This is a genomic window from Bacteroides sp. HF-4919 (assembly GCF_018860125.1).
Window position 1 is genome coordinate 97,774 of record NZ_JAHKNF010000001.1, and the last position, 22,535, is coordinate 120,308.

The window sequence follows — 22,535 nt, forward strand, 5'->3', positions numbered from 1 at the left end:
CTCTCCTCATTCTTTTTTCTTTTTTTATGCTGCCGATTCACTAATATGAACTATATTTGTCGATAGTGAACGATTATATAAATGTTGAATTTAAAGAAGAACCCCTTATGAAAAAACAATATGTCAGTCTGCTTGCGATAATACTTGCTACAAGTGGCTTTTTATTTTCTTGTGGTGACAAGATGAACAAGAATACCGGTGCGCTGGAATTCGACAGCATACAAGTGAACGAAACGGCACATCTCTTCGGAGATACGGCAAAGCCGGCATGTAACCTGACCATCAATTTCACGTATCCGGTGAAGTCATCGGACAACAAATTGAAGGATAGCCTGAACAGCTACTTTATAGCTGCCTGCTTCGGAGAAGGATATATCGGTGAAAAACCGGCAAAGGTGGTAAAGGAATATACTGAACATTACGTAAAGGAATATCGCACAGACCTTGAACCCATGTATGCCGAAGACGAAAAGAACAAAGAAAGCGAAGGGTCCATCGGCGCATGGTATTCGTATTATAAAGGAATAGAGAGCCACGTGCAACTCTATTATAAGAACCTGTTGGTTTATCGCATCAACTACAATGAATATACCGGAGGCGCGCATGGCATTTACATGACAACCTTCCTCAATATGGATCTGATAAACCTGCGTCCACTGAAGCTGGATGACATTTTCACAGGTGATTATAAGGAAGCACTGACCGACCTGTTGTGGAACCAGCTGATGGCAGACAAAAAAGTAACGACCCATGAAGCACTTGAAGATATGGGCTACGGTTCTACCGGAGATATCGCCCCGACAGAAAACTTCTACCTCGACAAAGACGGCATTACCTTCTATTATAATGTATACGACATCACTCCGTATGCCATGGGACCGGTAGAAATTAAGATTCCATACGAGATGATGGAGCACATGCTGGGCAGCAACCCGATCATCGGAGAGATGAAAGCTCAATAGATTAACCCTTTTTATTAAAATACAGATATATTACAACCTTATGGATACAACAGAACAAACTTCCTCCCTCCCCTCTACCGGAGGGGAAACCGGAGTGGAGCTTCTTCTTAAATACTTTCCTGACTTGACGGAAGAGCAACGCAAACAATTCGCAGCTCTTTACGAACTTTACATTGACTGGAATTCTAAAATCAACGTAATCTCGCGCAAAGACATCGAAAACTTGTACGAACATCATGTGCTCCATTCACTGGGAATTGCCCGTGTCATTCGTTTCCGTCCGGGTAGCAAAGTTATGGATCTTGGCACCGGAGGCGGATTCCCCGGTATCCCGCTGGCTATTCTTTTTCCGGATACAAAGTTTCACTTGGTGGACAGCATTGGAAAGAAAGTACGTGTAGCAACCGAAGTGGCCAATGCCATCGGTCTAAAGAACGTCACTTTCCGTCATGCCAGAGCCGAGGAGGAAAAACAAACATTCGACTTTGTCGTAAGCCGTGCCGTGATGCCCCTGGCCGATTTGATAAAGATAATCCGGAAGAACATTTCGTCCAAACAGCAGAATGCCCTCCCCAACGGGTTAATCTGCCTGAAAGGCGGCGAGTTGGAACATGAAGCAATGCCGTTCAAGCACAAGACAACCATGCATAGCCTGAGTGAGGATTTCGACGAAGAGTTTTTCCAGACCAAGAAAGTGGTATATGTAACGATTTAAACGATCAAACAACATAGTCATGAAAATAAAGAGATTTGAGTTCAATATGTTTCCCGTAAACTGCTATGTGTTATGGGATGAAACGAACGAGGCAGTCGTGATAGACCCAGGCTGCTTTTATGACGAAGAGAAACAAGCTTTAAAGAACTTCATCGTCACCAACCATCTGAACGTAAAACATCTGCTGAACACTCACTTACATCTGGATCACATCTTCGGTAATCCATTCATGCTCCGTGAGTTCGGACTATCTGCCGAAGCAAACCAGGCGGACGAGTACTGGATAGACGAAGCTCCCAAGCAGAGCCGCATGTTTGGTTTTCAGCTGAACGAGGCACCTGTGCCATTGGGAAAATACCTGCATGACGGGGATATCATAACTTTTGGAAATACAACGCTGGAGGCAATCCATGTACCCGGACACTCTCCCGGAAGTCTTGTATATTATTGCCAGGCAGAAAACTGCATGTTTTCAGGAGATGTATTGTTTCAGGGAAGCATCGGCCGGGCAGACCTGACCGGAGGCAACTTTGATGAACTGAAAGAGCATATTTGTAGCCGACTGTTCGTGCTGCCCAACGAAACAATCGTTTATCCGGGGCACGGCGCACCGACTACCATTGGGATAGAGAAGGCGGAAAATCCGTTCTTCAGGTAAGAGAATATCAACAAACCTTATTATAAATAAATCATTAATAACATGAAAACCGATTTATTAGCCTGCCGTCACATCGGCGTCAACAAAGCGGATGCCGAAGTAATGCTCCGGAAAATTGGAGTTGGTTCGCTCGACGAACTGATTGATAAAACCATTCCAGCCAATATCCGGCTCAAAGCACCTCTGGCACTGCCTGCGCCGATGACCGAATATGAATTTGCCCGCCACATTGCCGAGTTGGCAAGCAAAAACAAGTTGTTCACGACCTATATCGGCATGGGGTGGTACAACACAATCACTCCGGCAGTCATCCAACGCAACGTCTTCGAAAACCCCGTCTGGTATACTTCCTATACTCCTTACCAGACAGAAGTTTCGCAAGGCAGACTGGAAGCTTTAATGAATTTCCAAACCTCCGTATGCGACTTGACTGCCATGCCATTGGCCAACTGCTCTCTGCTTGATGAAGCAACCGCCGCTGCCGAAGCTGTGACAATGATGTACGCTCTGCGTTCACGCAACCAGCAAAAATCCGGAGCCAATGTGGTATTTATCGACGAGAACATCTTCCCACAAAACCTGGCTGTCATCACTACCCGAGCCATCCCGCAAGGAATTGAAATCCGTACCGGAAAGTTCCATGAACTTGAATTTACAGACGATCTCTTTGCCTGCGTCTTACAGTATCCCAATGCGAATGGTAATGCGGAAGATTACCGTGAGTTTACGGAAAAAGCACATGCAGCCAACTGCAAAGTGGCTGTAGCCGCCGACATCCTGAGCCTCGCCCTGCTTACACCTCCGGGAGAATGGGGGGCAGACATCGTATTCGGCACTACACAGCGTTTGGGTACTCCGATGTTCTACGGTGGTCCCTCGGCTGGCTATTTCGCTACCCGCGACGAATACAAACGTAACATGCCGGGACGTATCATCGGATGGTCAAAAGACAAGTATGGCAAACTCTGTTACCGCATGGCACTCCAGACGCGCGAACAGCATATCAAACGGGAAAAGGCGACCTCAAATATTTGTACCGCACAGGCATTACTGGCTACAATGGCCGGATTCTATACCGTCTATCATGGACAGGAAGGTATCCGTAACATCGCTTCACGCATCCATAGCATCGCTGCTTTCCTTGAAAAAAATATCGGGAAACTGGGATATAAGCAGGTAAACAAACAATACTTTGATACCCTCCGTTTTATCTTGCCCGATAGCATCTCAGCACAGCAAATCCGCACCATCGCTTTAAGCAAAGAGGTGAATCTGCGCTACTTTGATAATGGCGATGTAGGCTTGAGCATTGACGAAACGACCGATATAGCAGCCGTTAACGTCCTATTGTCTATCTTTGCTATTGCTGCCGGAAAAGACTTCCAGAAAGTGGATGACGTACCCGAAACAAGTACCATCAGCAAAGAACTGAAACGCCAGAGCCCCTATCTGACACACGAAGTATTCTCTAAATATCACACGGAAACGGAAATGATGCGCTACATCAAGCGCCTTGACCGCAAAGATATTTCACTGGCGCAGTCAATGATTTCACTTGGCTCCTGCACCATGAAGTTGAATGCAGCAGCCGAAATGCTACCGTTGAGTTGTGCCGAGTTCATGTGCATGCATCCGCTTGTTCCGGAAGACCAGGCTGCCGGTTACCGCGAACTGATCCACAACCTGAGCGAAGAGTTGAAGATTATCACCGGGTTTGCCGGAGTGAGCCTGCAACCCAATTCCGGTGCTGCCGGTGAATACGCCGGACTACGCACCATCCGCGCTTATCTTGAAAGCATCGGACAAGGACACCGGAACAAAGTATTAATCCCTGCATCTGCCCACGGGACCAATCCGGCATCTGCCATACAAGCAGGCTTCACTACCGTGACTTGTGCTTGCGATGAACACGGAAACGTAGACATGGACGATCTCCGCGCCAAAGCTGAAGAAAACAAGGAGGATCTGGCTGCGTTAATGATCACCTATCCCTCCACACATGGTATCTTCGAAACGGAAATTGTCGAAATCTGCCAGATCATTCACGATTGCGGAGCACAGGTATATATGGATGGCGCCAACATGAATGCTCAGGTAGGATTAACGAATCCGGGATTTATCGGTGCAGATGTTTGCCATCTGAATCTGCACAAAACATTTGCTTCTCCTCACGGTGGCGGCGGTCCCGGTGTAGGCCCGATCTGTGTAGCCGAACATCTGGTACCATTCCTTCCGGGACACGGACTGTTCGGAAACTCACAAAACGAGGTTTCTGCCGCTCCATTTGGCAGTGCAGGCATTCTGCCCATCACTTACGGCTATATCCGCATGATGGGAACCGAAGGACTGACAATGGCAACCAAAATAGCAATCCTGAATGCCAACTATCTGGCAGCCTGTCTGAAAGATACATATGGCATCGTATACCGGGGAGCCAATGGCTTTGTGGGACACGAAATGATCCTGGAATGTCGGAAAGTATATGAAGAGACAGGTATCAGTGAAAATGATATTGCCAAACGTCTGATGGATTATGGCTATCATGCTCCTACCCTCTCCTTCCCGGTTCACGGCACACTGATGATTGAACCGACTGAAAGTGAGAGCCTCGCCGAATTGGATAACTTCATCCATACGATGTTGACCATCTGGAATGAAATTCAGGAAGTGAAGAACGGTGAAGCCGATAAGGGGGACAATGTGCTTATAAATGCTCCACACCCCGAGTATGAAGTAGTAAGCGACCGGTGGGAACACTGCTATACGCGTGAAAAAGCTGCATACCCGATAGAAAGTGTACGTGAAAATAAGTTTTGGGTGAATGTAGCCCGTGTCGATAATACATTAGGCGACCGCAAACTATTGCCGACATGCTATGGCTGTTTCGACTGAAATTAATTTGATTCACCACAGAGTTCACAGGGTATCACGGAGTAGAAATTACAAGAGATAAACTCTGTGATACTCTGTGAACTCTGTGGTGAATTTAAACTTGAATCCGATACTCTATTCCACAATGGTTATTGTACCTGCTTTCACCGTTTTTTCCTTCAACGATACACCTTCTGCCTGATATCCCAAAGCTACGCAACCGTAAACTTTATGGTTCTCGGGTACTCCAAGAGAGGTCAGATACGCCCGGACTTCCGGATCATCGCAAGTCGTCCCGAGTTGATTGATCCAGCAAGAACCGATGCCCAAAGAACGGGCTGCCAAAAACATATTCTCAATGGCACAGGCACAGTCCATCCCGGCCCACCACTGGGTAGGGTCATTAGAAACAATGACCAAACTCGGAGCATGATAATAACAACAATAAGTCTCACTATGTCCACGCTCCTGAAGGCGCTTATCGTCACTTTTAGCAAATGCTCCCTTGATACGATTGTTCAGTTCTTCAAGTTTAGCCGCATTACGGACTGCCGTAAAATGCCACGTTTCATAATGCATGCCGCTCGGTGCATAGGTAGCTGCCTCCAGTATGGCATTCAAGTCTTCCGACGGTACCTGCTTTTTATCATAGACACGCACACTGCGGCGTGCCTTAATCGTTTCTAAAACTTCATTGGTTTTCATCATGAATATCTATTAATATTGTATTCCTTATCTTTTAATTAAACCAATCTTGGCATTCAGTTTGAAATAGTATACACCATTCTCCCTTTCAAGGAATCCATACTTATCTTTATCAACCGATCCTTTTTCAAGACGTGAATTCAGATAAAGGAAGTCTTCAAACGTTTTCTTTTCCGACTTATGATAGCACAACACCTCGCCACTGCCATCAACCAGTAATATACCTTCAACAGCCGAGTCCGTCCCGTTGTATATCTTTGCCGGGCGCATACCCAAAGCGAGCGCCAATAAGAATTGCTTCATTTTAAATTCATAAAAACCATGCTTACTGATCAACTCTTCTTTTATCTTGAGAGGATTTACGGTCTTCATCAGTTCGGTCAGTTCACTGATACGTGTGATGCCGTCCAGATGCATCGTACGCACCATCTCCGCCAACACACGAGGAAAATGCAAGTCAATCATCAGCAAGTTACAGCGAAACACACGGTCTGCCACATCCGAGTATTTCAACACGCCTCCCAGACGTTCGATCATCATCATGCGCTCGGCAACCTCCGTAGGCGATTCGGGAAGGGCATTAATTTTATTTACGGTAGGTGCAGCAAACTTTACACCGGATTGCTCCAATTTCAGGTTTGCAGCACGTCCCCCATCCAGCAACGGATTCATTGCACTCAGACGCGAACGGACATTGAAACCGGCTAACGGAGCTTCGGGATGCCAAAAGGCGATTGAGAAATCAGTACGATCTTCCGTCCGTGCTTCAAGATCAAAGATCCCGGCTTCATCCAAAAACTCCTCCACCCCATCGGGAGAAGTGACTTCATCGGTAGACGAACCTTTTATCGCATTCAGAATCAGGTCAGCCACCGTTGCAAAATCTTCGCGGGGCAAGCTTTTTCCGACTTTCTCACCTTCCATCCGGATATCTTCTCCTTCAATATAGTAACGCCGGGTGCCATCATGCTCTTCACGTTGAATCATTGCAATGGGCCAGCACTTTTCGTCTTCTTTCTTTGCTTGTGGAGTTCCGAGAGAAACTTTTCCGTCCGCCAGCAGACGAAAAAAAACATATAGCTCACTCCACTCTCTTTTTGTTGCTTCAAATGCCATTCTATCTATCTTTTTATTATGTGTGGGAAGAAAACCTCCCCCCTGTCTTATTTCTTTCTCTTATTCATTTCCTTCTTCTTCATCTAAAATACGTGCAGTTTCCACCTTTTCCAACCGATACCTTAAGCGAGGCATCGCCGACTGTCGGATGCGAAGTGTCATGCTGCAATCCATATCATACGACTGGGAGAGAATTTCCGGTTCCTCCTCTTTCACAATCCGCATCACATCGTTCATAAACGGATATTCAAAAAGCACGGTTACTTCTTCATCCACCGTTTTCTCTACAACAGTGGCAGCGGCAATAGCCTCCGCGGCGGCGGCTTTATAAGCCACAATCAATCCACTGGTTCCCAACTTGATTCCCCCGAAATAACGAACCACGATAATCAGAATATCCGTCAGTTCGTTGGAATTAATTTGTCCCAGAATCGGTTTGCCGGCCGTACCGGAAGGTTCTCCGTTGTCGTTTGCACGAAAGTTTTTACGTTCGTGCCCCAACATATAGGCATAACAGACGTGACGGGCATCGTAATATTTCTTCTGATACGTCTCCAGGTGATTCTTAATCTCTTCCAATGTACGCACCGGAAGAGCAATGGCAATAAACTTACTACGCTTCTCGGTATAGGTACCTTCTGAAACTTCAGTAATGGTTTTGTATGTATCTTCTGACATGATATCCGGAATCATTTTTAGTGGTTCAGGCTATACCTAACAACTGTACTTCAAAAACCAGGGTCGAAAAAGCCGGAATAGGACCACTGGTACGTGTCCCATACCCCATGGTATACGGGATGTAAATTATCCAACGATCTCCCACCCGCATTTTCTGCAAAGCGATCTGCCATCCCTCGATGACCTCACTCAAACGGAAAGCTTCGGGACAGTTCCGTTTCCAGGAATTATCAAATTCCCGTCCATTGATCAGTGTCCCCCTGTAATGGACAGACACCACACTGCCGGGCCGGGGAGTAGCGGTACCACTACCTTCCTCCAAAACCTTATATAATATGCCACAAGGCAATTCGTATACATCCGCTTCGGCACGTAATGCCTGCATGAATTGCTCGTTCTGCAACTTGTATTCTTCTTTTCGTCCCATAGATCTATTCAGATAATAATTACTTCGGTCACAAAGATACGGAAAAACGTACATATTTGGATAGCCCGGAATGCAAAACGAGGATGTTCCCCTGTTTTAGAGTAACATCCTCGTTCTTTTTCTACATCGATACGCTCTTTATTCCAACTCGTGTATCACCAGCCCGGAACGCAGTTTCGGCTCGAACCAAGTGGTTTTCGGAGGCATAATGTTTCCCGTATCGGCAATATCCATCAGTTGCTTCATTGAAACGGGATAAAGAGCCAGTGCCACTTTCATCTCTCCACTATCCACCCGTCTGCTCAGCTCACCCAAGCCACGGATACCTCCCACAAAATCAATCCGTTTGTCCGAACGCAAATCTTTGATACCCAAAATTTCATCCAGAATCAGATTGGAAGAGATCGTCACGTCCAATACCCCAATGGGATCATTGTCGTCATAAGTTCCCGGTTTGGCTGTCAGGCTATACCATTTACCTTCCAGATAAAGGGCAAAATTATGCAATGCAGCGGGTTTATAAATCTCTTTCCCCTTCTCCTCTACCACAAAATTCTTCTCAAGAGCAGCCAGGAATTCGGCAGGTGTCAGACCATTGAGATCTTTCACCACCCGGTTGTAATCAATAATAGTCAACTGGTTCGCCGGAAAACATACAGCCATGAAGTAATTATATTCTTCGTCTCCGCGATGACCGGGATTCTGTTTCGCCTTCTCGGCTCCAACCAAAGCGGCAGCGGCCGAACGATGGTGTCCGTCGGCAATATAAAGTGCCGGCATAGCAGCAAACTCTTTTGTGATCACAGCAATGTCATCGTTATCATCAATCACCCAGAAAGTATGCCCGAATCCGTCACCGGGAGCAATAAAGTCGTATACCGGTTTTTGAGCCGTATACTTCCGGATGATAGTGTCGAGCACTGCATTGTCGGGATAAGCAAAGAATACCGGTTCGATATTGGCATTGTTCACACGAACATGCTTCATACGGTCTTCTTCCTTATCACGCCGGGTCAGTTCATGCTTTTTGATAACGCCGTTCATATAATCGGGCACATAAGCGCCTACCACCAGTCCGTACTGCGTCTTGCCGTTCATGGTCTGGGCATAGATGTAATAATTCTCTTTATCATCCTGCACCAACCAACCTTTATCGCGAAACAGACGGAAGTTTTCTGCCGCCTTGGTATAGACTTTCTCGTCGTGTTCGTCTGTTCCGACCGGAAAATCTATTTCAGGTTTAATGATATGATACAGTGATTTCTCGTTTCCGGCAGCTTCTGCACGAGCCTCTTCTGAGTTCAACACATCATACGGACGTGATGCGACCTGTTCTACCAAGTCCTGTGGAGGGCGGATGCCTTTAAATGGTTTTATTGTTGCCATAAAACTGGGGATTATTTGTTCACTCTAAATTTTTCGCAACCCTCTTTCAGGAAGCCTACAATCTGTTTCGCCGCAGCAATACCTGCATTGATATTTGCCTCGGCAGTCTGAGCACCCATCTTCTTCGGTGTTGAGAAATAACGTCCGGCAAAGAGTTCGGTAAACTTCGCATTGGCAGCAGGCATAATATCGGTGATGTATTTAAAGTCCGGACGTTCTTCCATCAGCTGAATCAGTTCATCCTCATTGATCACCTCTTTACGGGCCGTATTGACCAAAATAGCTCCTTTCGGCATATTCTTCAGTAAATCACAGTTAATGGAATTCTTTGTTTCGGCTGTAGCCGGAATATGCAGTGAGACGATATTACAAATTTTGTAAAGTTCTTCGGCCGAGTCGACGGCTTTCACTCCATCTTTTTCAATCACATCTTTCGGGCAGAAAGCATCGTAAGCGTAAAGCTCCATGCCGAATCCTTTGGCAATACGTGCCACATTGCGTCCCACATTGCCATAAGCGTGGATACCCAGTTTCTTTCCCATCAGTTCCGTACCCGACGTTCCATTATAGAAATTGCGGACGGCATAAACGAGCAGCCCGAACACCAATTCGGCCACGGCATTCGAATTCTGCCCCGGAGTGTTCATTACGCACACACCGTGTGCGGTAGCGGCGTTTAAGTCCACATTGTCATATCCGGCACCTGCACGGACTACTATTTTCAATTCCTTCGCAGCCTCAAGCACTTCCGCATCGATGATATCGCTGCGAATGATAATGGCATTCGCATCTTTCACCGCGTCAAGTAATTGAGCCTTATCTGTATATTTTTCAAGCAGAGCCAATTCGAATCCGGCTCCTTCTATTTCTTTCTTTATACCATCTACGGCAATTTTGGCAAATGGTTTTTCGGTTGCAACAAGTACTTTCATTTCCTTTGTTATGTTTTGGGGATAATTCACCACAGAGGGACACAGATTTGTCTTTCTTCTTCAATTATGGCACTCTGTGGTGAAATCACATTATTAATGAAGTTTCTCAAATTCCTGCATGCAGTCAATCAGCGCCTGTACACTTTCCTTCGGCATCGCATTATAACAAGATGCACGGAAACCACCTACAGAACGGTGTCCTTTAATGCCGGACATACCTTTGTCCGTAGCGAATTTCAGGAAATCGGCTTCAAGGTCTTTGTATTCCGGTGCCATTACGAAACAGATATTCATGCGTGAGCGGTCCTCTTTAGCAGCCGTTCCCACAAACATCTTGTTGCGGTCTATCTCGGCATACAGCATATCTGCCTTTTCGGTAGCCCGGCGATCCATCTCTTTCACGCCACCCTGAGCCTTGATCCAGCGCAAAGTCTGCATCGCAGAATATATAGGCAATACGGGAGGTGTATTAAACATAGATCCGCCGTCAATATGGGTTTTGTAATTCAACATACTCGGGATGTAACGTGACACTTTGCCCACTGCATCGTCCTTTACGATAACAAAAGTGACACCGGACGGAGCCAGATTCTTCTGTGCACCACCATAGATACAGATGTACTTCGAAACATCTACCGGACGAGAGAAAATATCAGATGACATATCGGCAACCATCGGAATCGGTGAATCGAGATCTCCCTTCAACTCTGTACCATAAATCGTGTTGTTGGTTGTCACATGGAAATAGTCTGCATCAGCAGGTATGGTAAAGTCTTTAGGGATAAACGTATAGTTTGCGTCAGCCGAAGAAGCTACCTCAACCACTTCGCCAAACCCTTTCGCTTCTTTCATCGCTTTCTTCGCCCAAACACCGGTGTTCAGGTAAGCAGCTTTCTTTTCAAGGAAGTTGTAAGGTACCATACAGAACTGCATACTGGCACCACCGCCCAAAAAAAGTACCGAATACCCTTCGGGGATATTAAGTATTTCCTTAAACAAAGCTACGGCTTCGTCCATGACTGCCTGAAAATCTTTGCCTCGGTGGCTGACTTCCAAAACAGAAAGACCTGAACCGTTGAAATCGAGAATAGCTTTCGCTGTTTCTTCTATTACTTCGCGAGGGAGAATGGAAGGGCCTGCACTGAAATTATGCTTTTTCATTTGATGAGTGTTTTTGGTTATACAATTTCGTTATTTTATGTCTACTGACATGGCGAATTTACGAATTTATTTCCTCTCAACAAACGTTTCTCTATAAAATTACAATCTCAGAGGGCATTTATCTTACTTTTTAATGGTTTATGCAGGAATTATACACCATTTTGTTATCTATACATGCCAAGATGGTAGAAAAAAGTTCAAACTGATATTATTACAAGGCTATCTATTTTGAAATGAAAGAGAGAGTGACTAAAAAATGAATATTTATAAGAAGAAGAGGCAAAGACCGTAAAGAACCGGGGGCGGACGACCGGAGCGCCGGGATGTAGGGAAAGAAGAGCCGGGATCTGAAAAAACTGTTTCACCACAGATTTCACAGATTAACACAGATTGATGATTTATCTTATCAGCAATAAAACTAAAAGTAATCGGTGAAATCGGTGGTGCCGTGCCCCCTCTATCAAATAAATCCGTTTTAATCCGCCTCTTCAATCACCGTCTTCATCCCTTTGATCTTCTCACCGCGTATAAGCGTCAGCAATTGCTTGACCTTAGACCGCCGCACGGCTACAAAAGCATAATGGTCCTTCACATCGATTGCTCCAACGTCTTCACGCGCCAGATTTCCTTTCTTATAGAGGAATCCGGCAATATCGATCTTACTCAATTTGTCCTTCTTCCCTTTACCTATATAAATAGTTATCCACTGAGGTTTAGACGGACGGGGCGCGTTCTCCGGTAAGTCAAAGATATCGAGTTCCGAAGGTATATAATCCGGCACGCGTTCCTCCGGATTCAATATCAGATAAGAAGTACCCGTCGCATCCCAGCGGGCAGTACGTCCGTTACGATGAGTAAAAGCTTCTTCATTCACCGGGATATGATAATGGATGATATGCTCCACCTCCGGGATATCAAGTCCGCGGGCAGCCAAGTCTGTAGACACCAGCACCGGACAGCTGCCATTACGGAACTTATACAGTGCCCGTTCCCGATCCGGTTGCTCCATACCTCCATGAAAGCGTTCATTGGAAACTCCTTTTTCCGTTAGTAAGGCACTCACACGGTCCACCGCATCCCTGTGGTTACAGAAAACAATACTCGAACTGCTTCCCAACGTACAAAGCAACTTATAGAGGGTTTCTATCTTATCTTTAGCAGGCGAAACCACCTTCATCAACCGCAAGCGTGATTCCTCCACATCGTTTGTCAGGAAATCAAGCTTTATCGTACGGTTCAGTCCTGTAAATTGCGGAATCTCTTCCGCATCTGTTGCCGAAGTCAGAAAACGTCGTTTCAAGTCGGGCAACTGTCCGATAACCGTTGCCATCTCTTCCTGAAAACCAAACTCCAGGCATTTATCAAATTCATCGATCACCAACAGGCTCACTGTGCTTGCATCGAAGTTCTGCTTGGAGAGATGGTCGTTCATACGGCCGGGCGTACCGATGATAACCTCCGGCTGCATTCCTTTCATCGTCCGATGCTCTTCCATTGCCGGACGTCCGCCATAACAACTCATTGCCTTGAACTCTGTTCCCATCGCCTTGAACACCTGCTCTATCTGCAACGCCAACTCGCGCGAAGGCACCAGCACCACAGCTTGTACTCCTTTCACATCAGCCCTCAGACTACCGACCAACGGTAACAAGAAAGCAAGGGTCTTGCCCGAACCTGTGGGCGAAAGCAATATCAGGTCTTCGCCACCTTTATTAAATGCCTCAATAGATGCTTCCTGCATCGGATTGAGCTGTTCTATTTTCAACCTATCGAGTATCTCCTTCAATCCATTCATTGTTTTTTCTTTCTCTTGTTTAATCCTTTAATTGATATATAAAGTAAGGGTCATCATTATAATAAGTAATCAGCATCAGGCGGTTCAACCGTCCGTCCACCATCATAGAAATGCTGAAATTATCCAACTTATACTTTCGGACCGGATTACCATTCCAATCGTACTGCTCTACGTACATATAGCGATTTCCTTTATCATTGTCACTGCCCACTGCATAAGGTGTACGTCCCGAATAGGAAATATACACATAATCTCTCGTCGGAGACACCTGCATATAATGCGTTACGTTCGCATCCAATCCATCAGCAATGTTTAAAGTTTCATCATCAAAACCTTTTTGCTGGAAGTTCAGAGTCCGGACGCTATCACCTTTCATATTCATGAACTTCACTATCTTGAAGTATTTATAAGCATAAACCATCCGATTTCTCTGCGGATTGGCAGCCAAAGATCCCAAAACCGGTGATTTTCGAGCGAACCTCAATGTCAACGGATAGCGTTTTTCTTCTTTCAATGAATCACCCTCCACCTTGATTGTACGTATATAGCGTCCTGACTGATAAACAAATTCATCCTTGCCAATCTCTTGCAAATCGTTTACTCCCCATTTTTCTGTAGGAAATAACGTATAGAGATACGTTTGGTTCAGTTCCTTATCCAACCGATATATCCTTCCATTACTTCTTTCATACAGACAGCATAATGCTTCCTTATCAACCGAAGGCACCACCTCCGGTATAAGAAATTCATCCGGTCCGTTACCCTTTACCCCCACAGTCTTTATGTAGGTCATGGCCGGATAATGGAAAACAAAGTAAGGTGCCCTATAATTTTTCTGCACCAAAATACTGTCCGAGCAGAGTAACATCCTGTCTTCGGACGTCTTGAATATAAAAGTATCGGGCTCAACGATCTGCTGCCCCTTCAGTTCGACAACTTCCCCAAACGGATCCTGATCTTTCAGAAAGACCTCGCCCGTCTCCAGTGGAGCTAAAGAAACGATATCCTTCTCCATTGCTTGGGCAATGACACTGTCCTGCACCTGTACTCCGTCTCCGGCTGCACTTTTCTGTCTTCCGCCACACGATAGTAAGTTCACGCCCAATAGAACGAAACAAACTGAACTGACAACTCTGTTTTTCATAGCTGTTTCAATTTTAACGATGACACAAAGATAAAAAAAAACTGCTTCCGGACAGCCGAAAGCAGTTTCTTTATTATAATTCCCGAAGGATTATCCACCGAAGTTATCAAACATCAGGTTCTTAGCCGGAACACCAAGATCGTCAAGCATCTTCTCAACAGCCTTGCTCATCGGGCCAGGACCACACATGTAATATTCAATGTCTTCCGGAGCTTCATGGTTCTTCAGGTAAGTTTCGTAAATCACGTTGTGTACGAAACCTGCTGTATACTTCACGCCGGCTGCGTCTGCTGCAGGGTCCGGACGGTCAAGTGCCAAGTGGAACTTGAAGTTCGGGAAATCTTTTTCAATCTGCAGGAAGTCTTCCAGATAGAACACCTCGTTCAGTGCACGGGCACCGTAGAAGTAGTTCATCGTACGGTCGGTGATGTGCAGTGTCTTCGTCAGGTGCATAATCTGAGCACGCAACGGAGCCATACCTGCACCACCACCAATCCACATCATTTCGTTCTTCGAGTCGAGGATCGGGTGGAAGTCACCGTAAGGGCCACTCATGGTCACCTTATCACCCGGCTTCAGCGTGAAGATGTAAGAAGAAGCGATACCCGGCATCACATCCATAAAGCCCGGTCCCTGGTCTTTCGGTTTGAAAGGAGGAGTAGCGATACGTACAGTCAGCATGATGCGGTCACCTTCAGCCGGATAGTTGGCCATAGAGTAAGCACGGATAGTCGGCTCGTCATTGCGGCACTTCAAGCCCAGCAGACCGAATTTCTCCCATGCCGGAAGATATTCGTCACCAATCAGGCTCTTATCGATATCCTTATCATAATCCATCGAGAAGGTAGGAATCTTGATCTGAGCATACGAACCCGGCACGAAGTCCATGTGTTCGCCCGGAGGCAGAGCCACGATAAACTCTTTGATAAACGTAGCCACGTTCTTGTTCGAGATCACCTCGCACTCCCACTCTTTCACACCCAGGATAGACTCGTCGATCTTGATAGACATATCCTGTTTCACCTTTACCTGGCAACCGAGGCGCCAGTGATCGGCCTGTTCTTTACGAGAGAAGAAACCGGTTTCGGTAGGCAAAATCTCGCCACCGCCTTCGAGCACCTGGCAACGGCACTGTCCGCACGAACCCTTACCACCACAAGCCGATGAAAGGAACACATTGTTGGCAGACAACGTACCCAGCAGTGTACCACCCTGAGATGTTTTCAGTTGTTGCTCTCCATTCATCGTAATCGTAACCTCGCCCGAAGGAGAAAGATAGCTCTTCGCAACGAGCAGTATAATGACAAGCAGGATGATCACCACAAGGAAGACTCCGATACTTGCTAATATTAAAGACGTCATTGTTTTATTCTTTTTACTTTAGTTATAACTTCAATCCAGAGAAACACATAAAGGCCATAGCCATCAGTCCTACTGTGATAAACGTAATGCCCAGACCTTTCAGCGGAGCGGGAACATCAGAGTAGGCCATCTTTTCGCGGATAGCAGCCAGACCGACGATAGCCAGTAACCAACCGATACCGGAACCGAGCGCGTATACCACAGCACTACCTACACCGGTGATGGCCTGCGGGTTCGACGGATCCATCGTGATTCTCTGTTGCATGAACAGTGAGGCACCCATGATGGCACAGTTAACGGCGATCAGCGGCAGGAAGATACCCAGTGAAGCGTAGAGCGAAGGGCTGAATCGTTCCACTACCATTTCTACCAACTGCACGATACCGGCAATAACGGCAATAAAGAGAATAAAACTCAGGAAGCTGAGGTCAACACCTTCAATGATAGCATTGGCAGCCAGCACCTTTGTCTGAAGCAAGTAGTTGACCGGCAACGTAACGATCAAAACAAAAGTTACGGCGATACCCAGTCCTACAGCAGTTTTCACATTCTTCGACACAGCCAGATATGAACACATACCCAGGAAGAAGGCGAATATCATGTTGTCCACAAAGATGGAGCGGACGAATAAACTTAATAATTGTTCCATAATTTTTCTTTTACTTTCTTAGGTTGTATTACTTTTCCTGGAGTTCTTTGCAACGGCTGCGCTGATACCAGATGATACAAGCACAGATGATCAGTGCCATCGGCGGCATCAACATCAAACCATTGTTGATATAGCCCATCTTGTAGAATGACTCGGGGATAATACGGAAATTGAGCAATGTGCCCGATCCGAGCAATTCGCGGAAGAAAGCCACGATAATCAGAATCTTGGCATATCCCAGACCATTACCCACACCGTCGAGGAATGACTCCCACGGGCCGTTTGCCATGGCAAATGCTTCCAGACGTCCCATCAGGATACAGTTTGTAATGATCAGACCTACGTATACCGAAAGCTGCACGCTTACGTCATATGCAAATGCCTTCAGCACCTCACTTACTATAGTTACCAACGCAGCTACTACCACCAACTGTACGATGATACGGATACGGTTAGGAATCGTCTTACGCAGCAAAGAGATAACGACGTTTGCAAAGGCCGTAATCACAGTTACCGAAAGACCCATCACGATAGCCGGTTCCAGTTTGGCCGTTACAGCCAGCGCCGAACAGATACCGAGCACCTGCACGGTTACCGGGTTATTCAATCCCAGCGGAGTAGCGAATACTTCTTTATTCTTTTTAGAAAATAATTGGCTCATATTCTATCGTTCCTCCTTAATTATTAGTTAAAAATTTATCGTACTGGCTCAGACAAGCTTTGATCATGGCGTCCACACCTTTCGAAGTGATTGTACCACCCGAAATACCGTCCACCTGATAAGCAGGGTCTGTCACCTTTCCGTTTTTCTCTACAGCCAGTGCAACCTGTCCGTCTTTCAACACCTTCTTGCCCGAGAATTCACCCTGGAAAGCGGTTGTCGCAATTTCGGCACCCAATCCCGGAGTTTCGCTGGCATGCGAGAAATAAACACCATAAACAGTGTCCTTATCAGCATTTAAAGCCACATATCCCCAGATAGCGCCCCAAAGGCCGGCGCCATAAACCGGTACCACATACTTGGTCTCTCCGTCTACCTCACATACGAAAACGTGCAAACGATTGTTCTCCTTTGCTTCTTTTTCGTAGCTGATAGAGAAACCATCCGTATTTTCTGTCAGAGTGCCATCTACGTTCATCAGCATGTCACCCTTTACATATTTATTATATTCAGCATCGGCGTCTTTCACATCTCTGATGTTCAAAGCAGCCAGAATTTGCTTCTTCGTATCCAGCTCCTGATTCTTGTTCTGAATCGCTTTCAGTGAAGAGCTGACGAATGCGAGCAGGAATGCCACGATAACAACCATTACCGAAGCATAAATGATAGTATAAGAATTACTATTTGTATTCATCTTTCTTGTTCGGTTTAATTGTTAGACTTAATAGCGCGTTTTTCACGCAGTTTGATGTTGCTCTGAACCACACAGTAGTCAATCAGCGGAGCGAAGATGTTCATCAGCAGGATAGCGAGCATCATACCTTCGGGATAACCGGGGTTCAGCACACGAATGATGATGGCCATCGCACCGATCAGGAATCCGAAGATATATTTACCGGTCTCCGTACGTGCAGAAGTCACAGGATCGGTAGCCATAAATACGGCACCGAAGCAGAAACCACCCAGCACGAGGTGTTCGTACCAAGGCATGTGAGCCATGGCAGTGTCCGGACCTACAGCATTGAAAATCCAGCCCATGAAAGCACCACCTACGAATACGGAAAGCATCGTTTTCCAGCTTGCGATACCTGTCCACAACAGGATAGCAGCACCAATCAGAATAGCAATCACACTGGTTTCACCGATAGAACCCGGAATCAGGCCGGTCACCATGTCCCAGGAGAAAGCCGGGAACCCGTTCGGATCGGTAGCAGTAGATGCTACCCCCAACGAAGTGGCCGCTGTCAGTCCATCTACCGTATTACCCAGTCCGAAGATACTGTCTTGCGCCACCCAAACGGCGTCACCCGACATCTTGGTAGGATATGCGAAGAACAGGAAAGCACGGGTAACGAGCGCAACATTGAACACGTTCATACCTGTACCGCCGAATACTTCTTTAGCGAAGATAACAGCAAATGCAGTAGCTACCGCCAGAATCCACAACGGACAGTCCACCGGTACGATCATCGGAATCAGGATACCCGAAACGAGGAAACCTTCCTGAATTTCTTCTTTCTTCCACTGTGCTACGACAAACTCGATGCCCAGACCCACTACATAAGATACGATAATCTTAGGCAGTATGGCCAGGAAACCGTAAATGAACATTTCGATGAAACCACCCTGAGCTCCGGTGTGAGTGAAATGCTGGTAACCTACGTTGTACATACTGAACAGTAAAGCCGGTATCAACGAAATAACCACAATCGACATGATACGTTTGCTATCAATCGAGTCGTGGATGTGCGCTCCCGATTTCGAAGTGGTGTTTGGCACGAACAAGAATGTTTCGAAACCGTCGAACACCGAACGAAACGCGTGGAGTTTGCCGCCCTCTTCAAAGTTCGGCTTTATCTTATCGAGATAATTTCTTAACGCTTTCATTAATTATGAATTATATAAATTATGTGTTATGAATTACATCATTTCAGCACGAAGCATATCGAGTCCGGCACGAACGATGCGTTGCAATTCCAGTTTCGAAGAGTCGACAAACTCACACAAAGCAAAGTCTTCGGGCGCTACTTCGTAGATACCCAGAGCTTCCATGCGGTCGATGTCTCCGGCAATGATTGCTTTAATCAGGAATTCAGGCAGAATGTCCATCGGGAACACCTTGTCGTATTCGCCGGACATGATCATGTGGCGTTCGCCTCCCTTGATACGGGCATCGAGCACATACTCTTTCTTATTTCCCATCAACCAGCTGAAATACGAACGGTTCACGCTGAACTGATTGAAACGTGGCATAATCCATCCCAACATTTCGTGGATGTCGTCGCCTTCGGGAATCACGGTCAACTGACTGTCGAAAGCACCGAGGAATCCGTTTGGTTTCACCTGCTTGCCTGTCAGCACATTACCGCTGATGTAACGCAACTCCTTATCTTTTGTCACGTTTCCGGCAAACACATTGGTCAACAATGCACCTACTTTCAGTTTGCAATAAGCCGGTTTCAGGACTTCAGAGCCTGTAACGGCTACAGTGCGTGTCAGATCCACCCGTCCGGAATTGAACAGACGTCCGATGAAGATCACAGCTTCTGCGCCGATGGTCCACACGGTTTCACCTTTCACCACAGGAGCTACATGATTGATTTGCACCCCTACATTTCCGGCAGGGTTCGGTCCGTCAAATACGGTTACCGTGACATTTTTAGCCTGTGTCAAGGCTGTCGTTTTTTGTTTGCTGCTAATACCGAGATACGTCTTGGCGATCTTAGCCAGGGCATCCAGTCCAGTCTGGAAATTAGCTTCTTCCCCTTTCAGAGCGAACTCAAAATCGGGTGCCAGCGGGTTGCTGTCGAAAGCAGAAATGAAAATAGCCCGCGGAGCGACTGTCGGATCGGCAATCACGTCATACGGACGCTGTCTCATAAATGCAAACATACCAGCTTCCAAGAGTGCAGCTTTCACAGCCTCACCGTCGAGTTTGGATACGTCCTTCTTGCCGAATTCTTCGTAATCCTGCTCAGCAGCGGCTTCAACCACGATGTTCAGCACCTTACGGCGTGCACCGCGCTCCACGCTTGTTACAACGCCGCTAACGGGCGAAACAAATTTAACTTCAGGATGGTTCTTGTCGATAAACAAGGGTCCCCCGGCCATCACATATTCCTGTTCTTTCACCACCACCTTCGGAGTCACTCCTGGGAAATCATCGGGTACGAGTGCGTAGAATCCCGGTTCTTTCACCGTTGAGAGCTCTTCAGCAGCTTTTCCTTTCAGGTTGATGTCAAGGCCTTTACGTAACTTTATTACATTTGCCATGTGATTATATAAAATAATGGTTTCATAATTTGCCCGCAAAAGTAATAAATAATAATGTGAATAAAGAGGAAATGTGAAAGGAATTAAGGAGATATTTCTTTAATTAGCATCGTTAACGATCACAAAGATACTAAAAAGGCTAAAATTATCACTGATGAATGGTCAACAAAGAACGAGGAACAGGCTATGCTGAATGAATTATTGACGGCGAACAGGGGATGCCGGAAAGTATAAATTATGGGGGGAGGACATAGCCATCCGGAAAGAAGGGTATAGCCTTAGTTGTAAAAGGGTGTAGCCCTATGGATGAAAGGGTGTAGCCCCAACAGCAAAAGGGTGTAGCCATCCGCGGAGGACAGCTACACCCCTTTTTATTTAGCGTCGATCGTTTTGAACCCTTCAATCGATATATAAAGAATCTCCTCTCCCCCCCAAAGGACGCTCCCCTTATAAACCGGGAGAGAATGAAGGCAATACACAAACCTGTTGACCGTTCATCATTCAGAGTTCATCATTCAGAGTTCATTTCACTCTTCCGGAGCAAACATCGGGTCCCAGGCAGGCAAACGAACAGGTTTCTGCTTCAGAACTTCCAACACTTTGGGAGTTGCGAATTTCTTTTCTACCACCAGGCGGAACATATATTCGTTGAACCACTGATCCGTCATAATCAAGTGTCCCTGATAGCCATTGGCAGCTCCCCAACTGTTTTCCACCATCCATTTCACCGGTTTGCCATCCTTAATGTCTACCGCCATCAGAGTCATGGCATGGCTCGATCCACTGGCAAATGTCTGCACACGCTGTTTCTTATCCATACCGAAAGTGGTACCCATCAACGAAGCATAGTCATAGTTGTTCACATCCAGCAATCCGCGTTCCGAGTTCAAGAATTTACCTACATCACACGAAAAATACATCATCGTACTATCCTTCAGCGAAGCGATGGCCATCTCCTTGATTTCATCGGCCGGCAGGTTAACATACGTCCAGTTGCGTCCGTCATAACGGTGACGGTCAAAGTCGATTTCATAACACTTATAATATTCACGGCTCGGATCGTTCATCAGCATCACGTAATTGTCCAGCAGATTCTTGTCGCCGTATTTTTCGAGGAACGACATCGGTGTGTATTGTGCAGTCTCCACCGGATTTCCTTTTTCATCTTTACGCGTCCAGGTAAACTCCGTAGGCGGAACCCCCAGATTCAGCACCAGCATGCGGTATACGGTGCCCAGCATTTCCGTTTTGCTGTTTTCAAGCGCAGGCAGTTTGTCTCCCTTTGCAGCCTGATCACGCAGTTGCAGACCAAATTCACGCAATTTTTCAGCAATCAGCCCAGCCATGCGTGATGTATTCTCGCTGCTGTTCGTCTCAGGCATCACCTCTTTGGGCACCAGACCATATTTAGAAACGATGTCGGCTACACCTGTAAACGTACCTCCGTCACTCAGCGGATTACGGAACAGCCACTCCACCATTTTGTCGTCCATCGGCTTCTCACGGGTGTCGATGACACCTTGCAGGAAAAGATTCGCTTTCTCCAGTTGATCCCAGAAGAAGTTGTAATTCTGAGAAAACTCAAACGATCCGAGTCCGTACCGGGCGATGGCTTTGGCGCGCATCACATTCAGGCCGGTGAACAGCCAGCAACGACCGGACGATTTCTGGTCTGTAATTCCTTTTGAGTCTACTTTAATAGAAAAATGGGTATCCATTCCCTTCAGGTTGTCCTGATTCAGAGCCAGCTTACGGATATCGTTGTTACCGATCGCGTTACGGATGGCCTTGTCGGTTGTCGTGCCCTGGTAGTTTTGTTTAATCCGGTTCAGCATTTCGGGGCTGATACCTCCCTTGTCCTGCTGTGCATACACACTTAAGAATGCGGCACTCAGAACAAAAACAGATAATATTCGTTTATTCATGTGGTAAAGTAATTTGGTTAATAAAGGAGCCTTCTCCTTTTTCTTTGCAAAAATAGCATCCTTTTCCGGATTTTTTGTCACAGTATTTAGATTTATTATCTATTCGAATGAAAAC

At 46.3% G+C, this 22,535-nt stretch carries 20 protein-coding genes; 4 read left to right on the forward strand and 16 right to left on the reverse strand.

Annotated features, from left to right (window positions below; translation table 11 throughout):
* Window positions 1-107: 107 nt before the first annotated feature.
* From KO473_RS00395 to gcvP, 4 genes are all read left to right on the forward strand, one after another.
* Window positions 108-962, forward strand: coding sequence for an RsiV family protein (locus KO473_RS00395; RefSeq protein ID WP_005777018.1), 855 nt, complete (start codon window positions 108-110; stop codon window positions 960-962).
* A gap of 94 nt (window positions 963-1,056) precedes the next feature.
* Window positions 1,057-1,677 carry a 16S rRNA (guanine(527)-N(7))-methyltransferase RsmG gene (gene rsmG, locus KO473_RS00400; RefSeq protein ID WP_005777016.1) on the forward strand — a complete coding sequence of 207 codons (621 nt, stop codon included), beginning with the start codon at window positions 1,057-1,059 and terminating at the stop codon, window positions 1,675-1,677.
* Between the two features lie 19 nt (window positions 1,678-1,696).
* The gene (locus tag KO473_RS00405; protein WP_005777014.1) at window positions 1,697-2,335 is read left to right on the forward strand and encodes an MBL fold metallo-hydrolase; all 639 of its coding nucleotides are present in this window, start codon (window positions 1,697-1,699) and stop codon (window positions 2,333-2,335) included.
* A gap of 42 nt (window positions 2,336-2,377) precedes the next feature.
* Window positions 2,378-5,227, forward strand: a complete 2,850-nt coding sequence (gene gcvP, locus KO473_RS00410; protein ID WP_122130823.1) for an aminomethyl-transferring glycine dehydrogenase — start codon at window positions 2,378-2,380, stop codon at window positions 5,225-5,227.
* A gap of 114 nt (window positions 5,228-5,341) precedes the next feature.
* Here gcvP and KO473_RS00415 read toward each other — a convergent pair whose 3' ends face one another.
* The 16 genes from KO473_RS00415 to KO473_RS00490 form a co-directional block, all read right to left on the reverse strand.
* Window positions 5,342-5,911: a nitroreductase family protein gene (locus KO473_RS00415; RefSeq protein ID WP_122130827.1), complete on the reverse strand. Its 570-nt coding sequence runs from the start codon at window positions 5,909-5,911 to the stop codon at window positions 5,342-5,344.
* A gap of 27 nt (window positions 5,912-5,938) precedes the next feature.
* Window positions 5,939-7,027, reverse strand: a complete 1,089-nt coding sequence (locus tag KO473_RS00420; RefSeq protein WP_005820018.1) for an HpaII family restriction endonuclease — start codon at window positions 7,025-7,027, stop codon at window positions 5,939-5,941.
* Window positions 7,028-7,087: 60 nt separating this feature from the next.
* Window positions 7,088-7,705 (reverse strand): YigZ family protein, encoded by a 618-nt coding sequence (locus tag KO473_RS00425; protein WP_005777007.1) that lies wholly within the window; start codon window positions 7,703-7,705, stop codon window positions 7,088-7,090.
* A 25-nt stretch (window positions 7,706-7,730) separates the two neighbouring features.
* Window positions 7,731-8,132 carry an FKBP-type peptidyl-prolyl cis-trans isomerase gene (locus KO473_RS00430; protein ID WP_005805382.1) on the reverse strand — a complete coding sequence of 134 codons (402 nt, stop codon included), beginning with the start codon at window positions 8,130-8,132 and terminating at the stop codon, window positions 7,731-7,733.
* A 138-nt stretch (window positions 8,133-8,270) separates the two neighbouring features.
* On the reverse strand, window positions 8,271-9,518 hold the full coding sequence (locus KO473_RS00435) for a DUF1015 domain-containing protein (RefSeq protein ID WP_005820013.1): 1,248 nt from the start codon (window positions 9,516-9,518) through the stop codon (window positions 8,271-8,273).
* An 11-nt stretch (window positions 9,519-9,529) separates the two neighbouring features.
* On the reverse strand, window positions 9,530-10,450 hold the full coding sequence (locus KO473_RS00440; protein ID WP_005820012.1) for an NAD(P)-dependent oxidoreductase: 921 nt from the start codon (window positions 10,448-10,450) through the stop codon (window positions 9,530-9,532).
* 93 nt (window positions 10,451-10,543) lie between these two features.
* Window positions 10,544-11,611: a 3-phosphoserine/phosphohydroxythreonine transaminase gene (serC, locus tag KO473_RS00445; protein ID WP_005776999.1), complete on the reverse strand. Its 1,068-nt coding sequence runs from the start codon at window positions 11,609-11,611 to the stop codon at window positions 10,544-10,546.
* Window positions 11,612-12,086: 475 nt separating this feature from the next.
* Entirely contained in the window at window positions 12,087-13,406 is a 1,320-nt protein-coding gene (locus tag KO473_RS00450; protein WP_005820010.1) for a DEAD/DEAH box helicase, read from the reverse strand.
* 19 nt (window positions 13,407-13,425) lie between these two features.
* Complete coding sequence (locus KO473_RS00455) at window positions 13,426-14,550, reverse strand: BF3164 family lipoprotein (RefSeq protein ID WP_005820008.1); 1,125 nt, start codon at window positions 14,548-14,550, stop codon at window positions 13,426-13,428.
* Between the two features lie 90 nt (window positions 14,551-14,640).
* A complete protein-coding gene (gene nqrF / locus KO473_RS00460; RefSeq protein ID WP_005776994.1) occupies window positions 14,641-15,912 on the reverse strand; it encodes an NADH:ubiquinone reductase (Na(+)-transporting) subunit F in 1,272 nt (423 codons plus the stop codon).
* Between the two features lie 22 nt (window positions 15,913-15,934).
* A complete protein-coding gene (gene nqrE / locus KO473_RS00465) occupies window positions 15,935-16,561 on the reverse strand; it encodes an NADH:ubiquinone reductase (Na(+)-transporting) subunit E (protein ID WP_005776993.1) in 627 nt (208 codons plus the stop codon).
* A 28-nt stretch (window positions 16,562-16,589) separates the two neighbouring features.
* Window positions 16,590-17,222: an NADH:ubiquinone reductase (Na(+)-transporting) subunit D gene (locus KO473_RS00470; RefSeq protein WP_005820005.1), complete on the reverse strand. Its 633-nt coding sequence runs from the start codon at window positions 17,220-17,222 to the stop codon at window positions 16,590-16,592.
* Between the two features lie 16 nt (window positions 17,223-17,238).
* Window positions 17,239-17,916 carry a Na(+)-translocating NADH-quinone reductase subunit C gene (locus KO473_RS00475; protein ID WP_005805370.1) on the reverse strand — a complete coding sequence of 226 codons (678 nt, stop codon included), beginning with the start codon at window positions 17,914-17,916 and terminating at the stop codon, window positions 17,239-17,241.
* Between the two features lie 14 nt (window positions 17,917-17,930).
* A complete protein-coding gene (locus tag KO473_RS00480) occupies window positions 17,931-19,109 on the reverse strand; it encodes an NADH:ubiquinone reductase (Na(+)-transporting) subunit B (RefSeq protein WP_122130945.1) in 1,179 nt (392 codons plus the stop codon).
* A 33-nt stretch (window positions 19,110-19,142) separates the two neighbouring features.
* Window positions 19,143-20,495 (reverse strand): Na(+)-translocating NADH-quinone reductase subunit A, encoded by a 1,353-nt coding sequence (locus tag KO473_RS00485; RefSeq protein WP_005776985.1) that lies wholly within the window; start codon window positions 20,493-20,495, stop codon window positions 19,143-19,145.
* A gap of 527 nt (window positions 20,496-21,022) precedes the next feature.
* Complete coding sequence (locus tag KO473_RS00490) at window positions 21,023-22,420, reverse strand: C1 family peptidase (protein ID WP_005776984.1); 1,398 nt, start codon at window positions 22,418-22,420, stop codon at window positions 21,023-21,025.
* Between the last annotated feature and the right edge of the window lie 115 nt (window positions 22,421-22,535).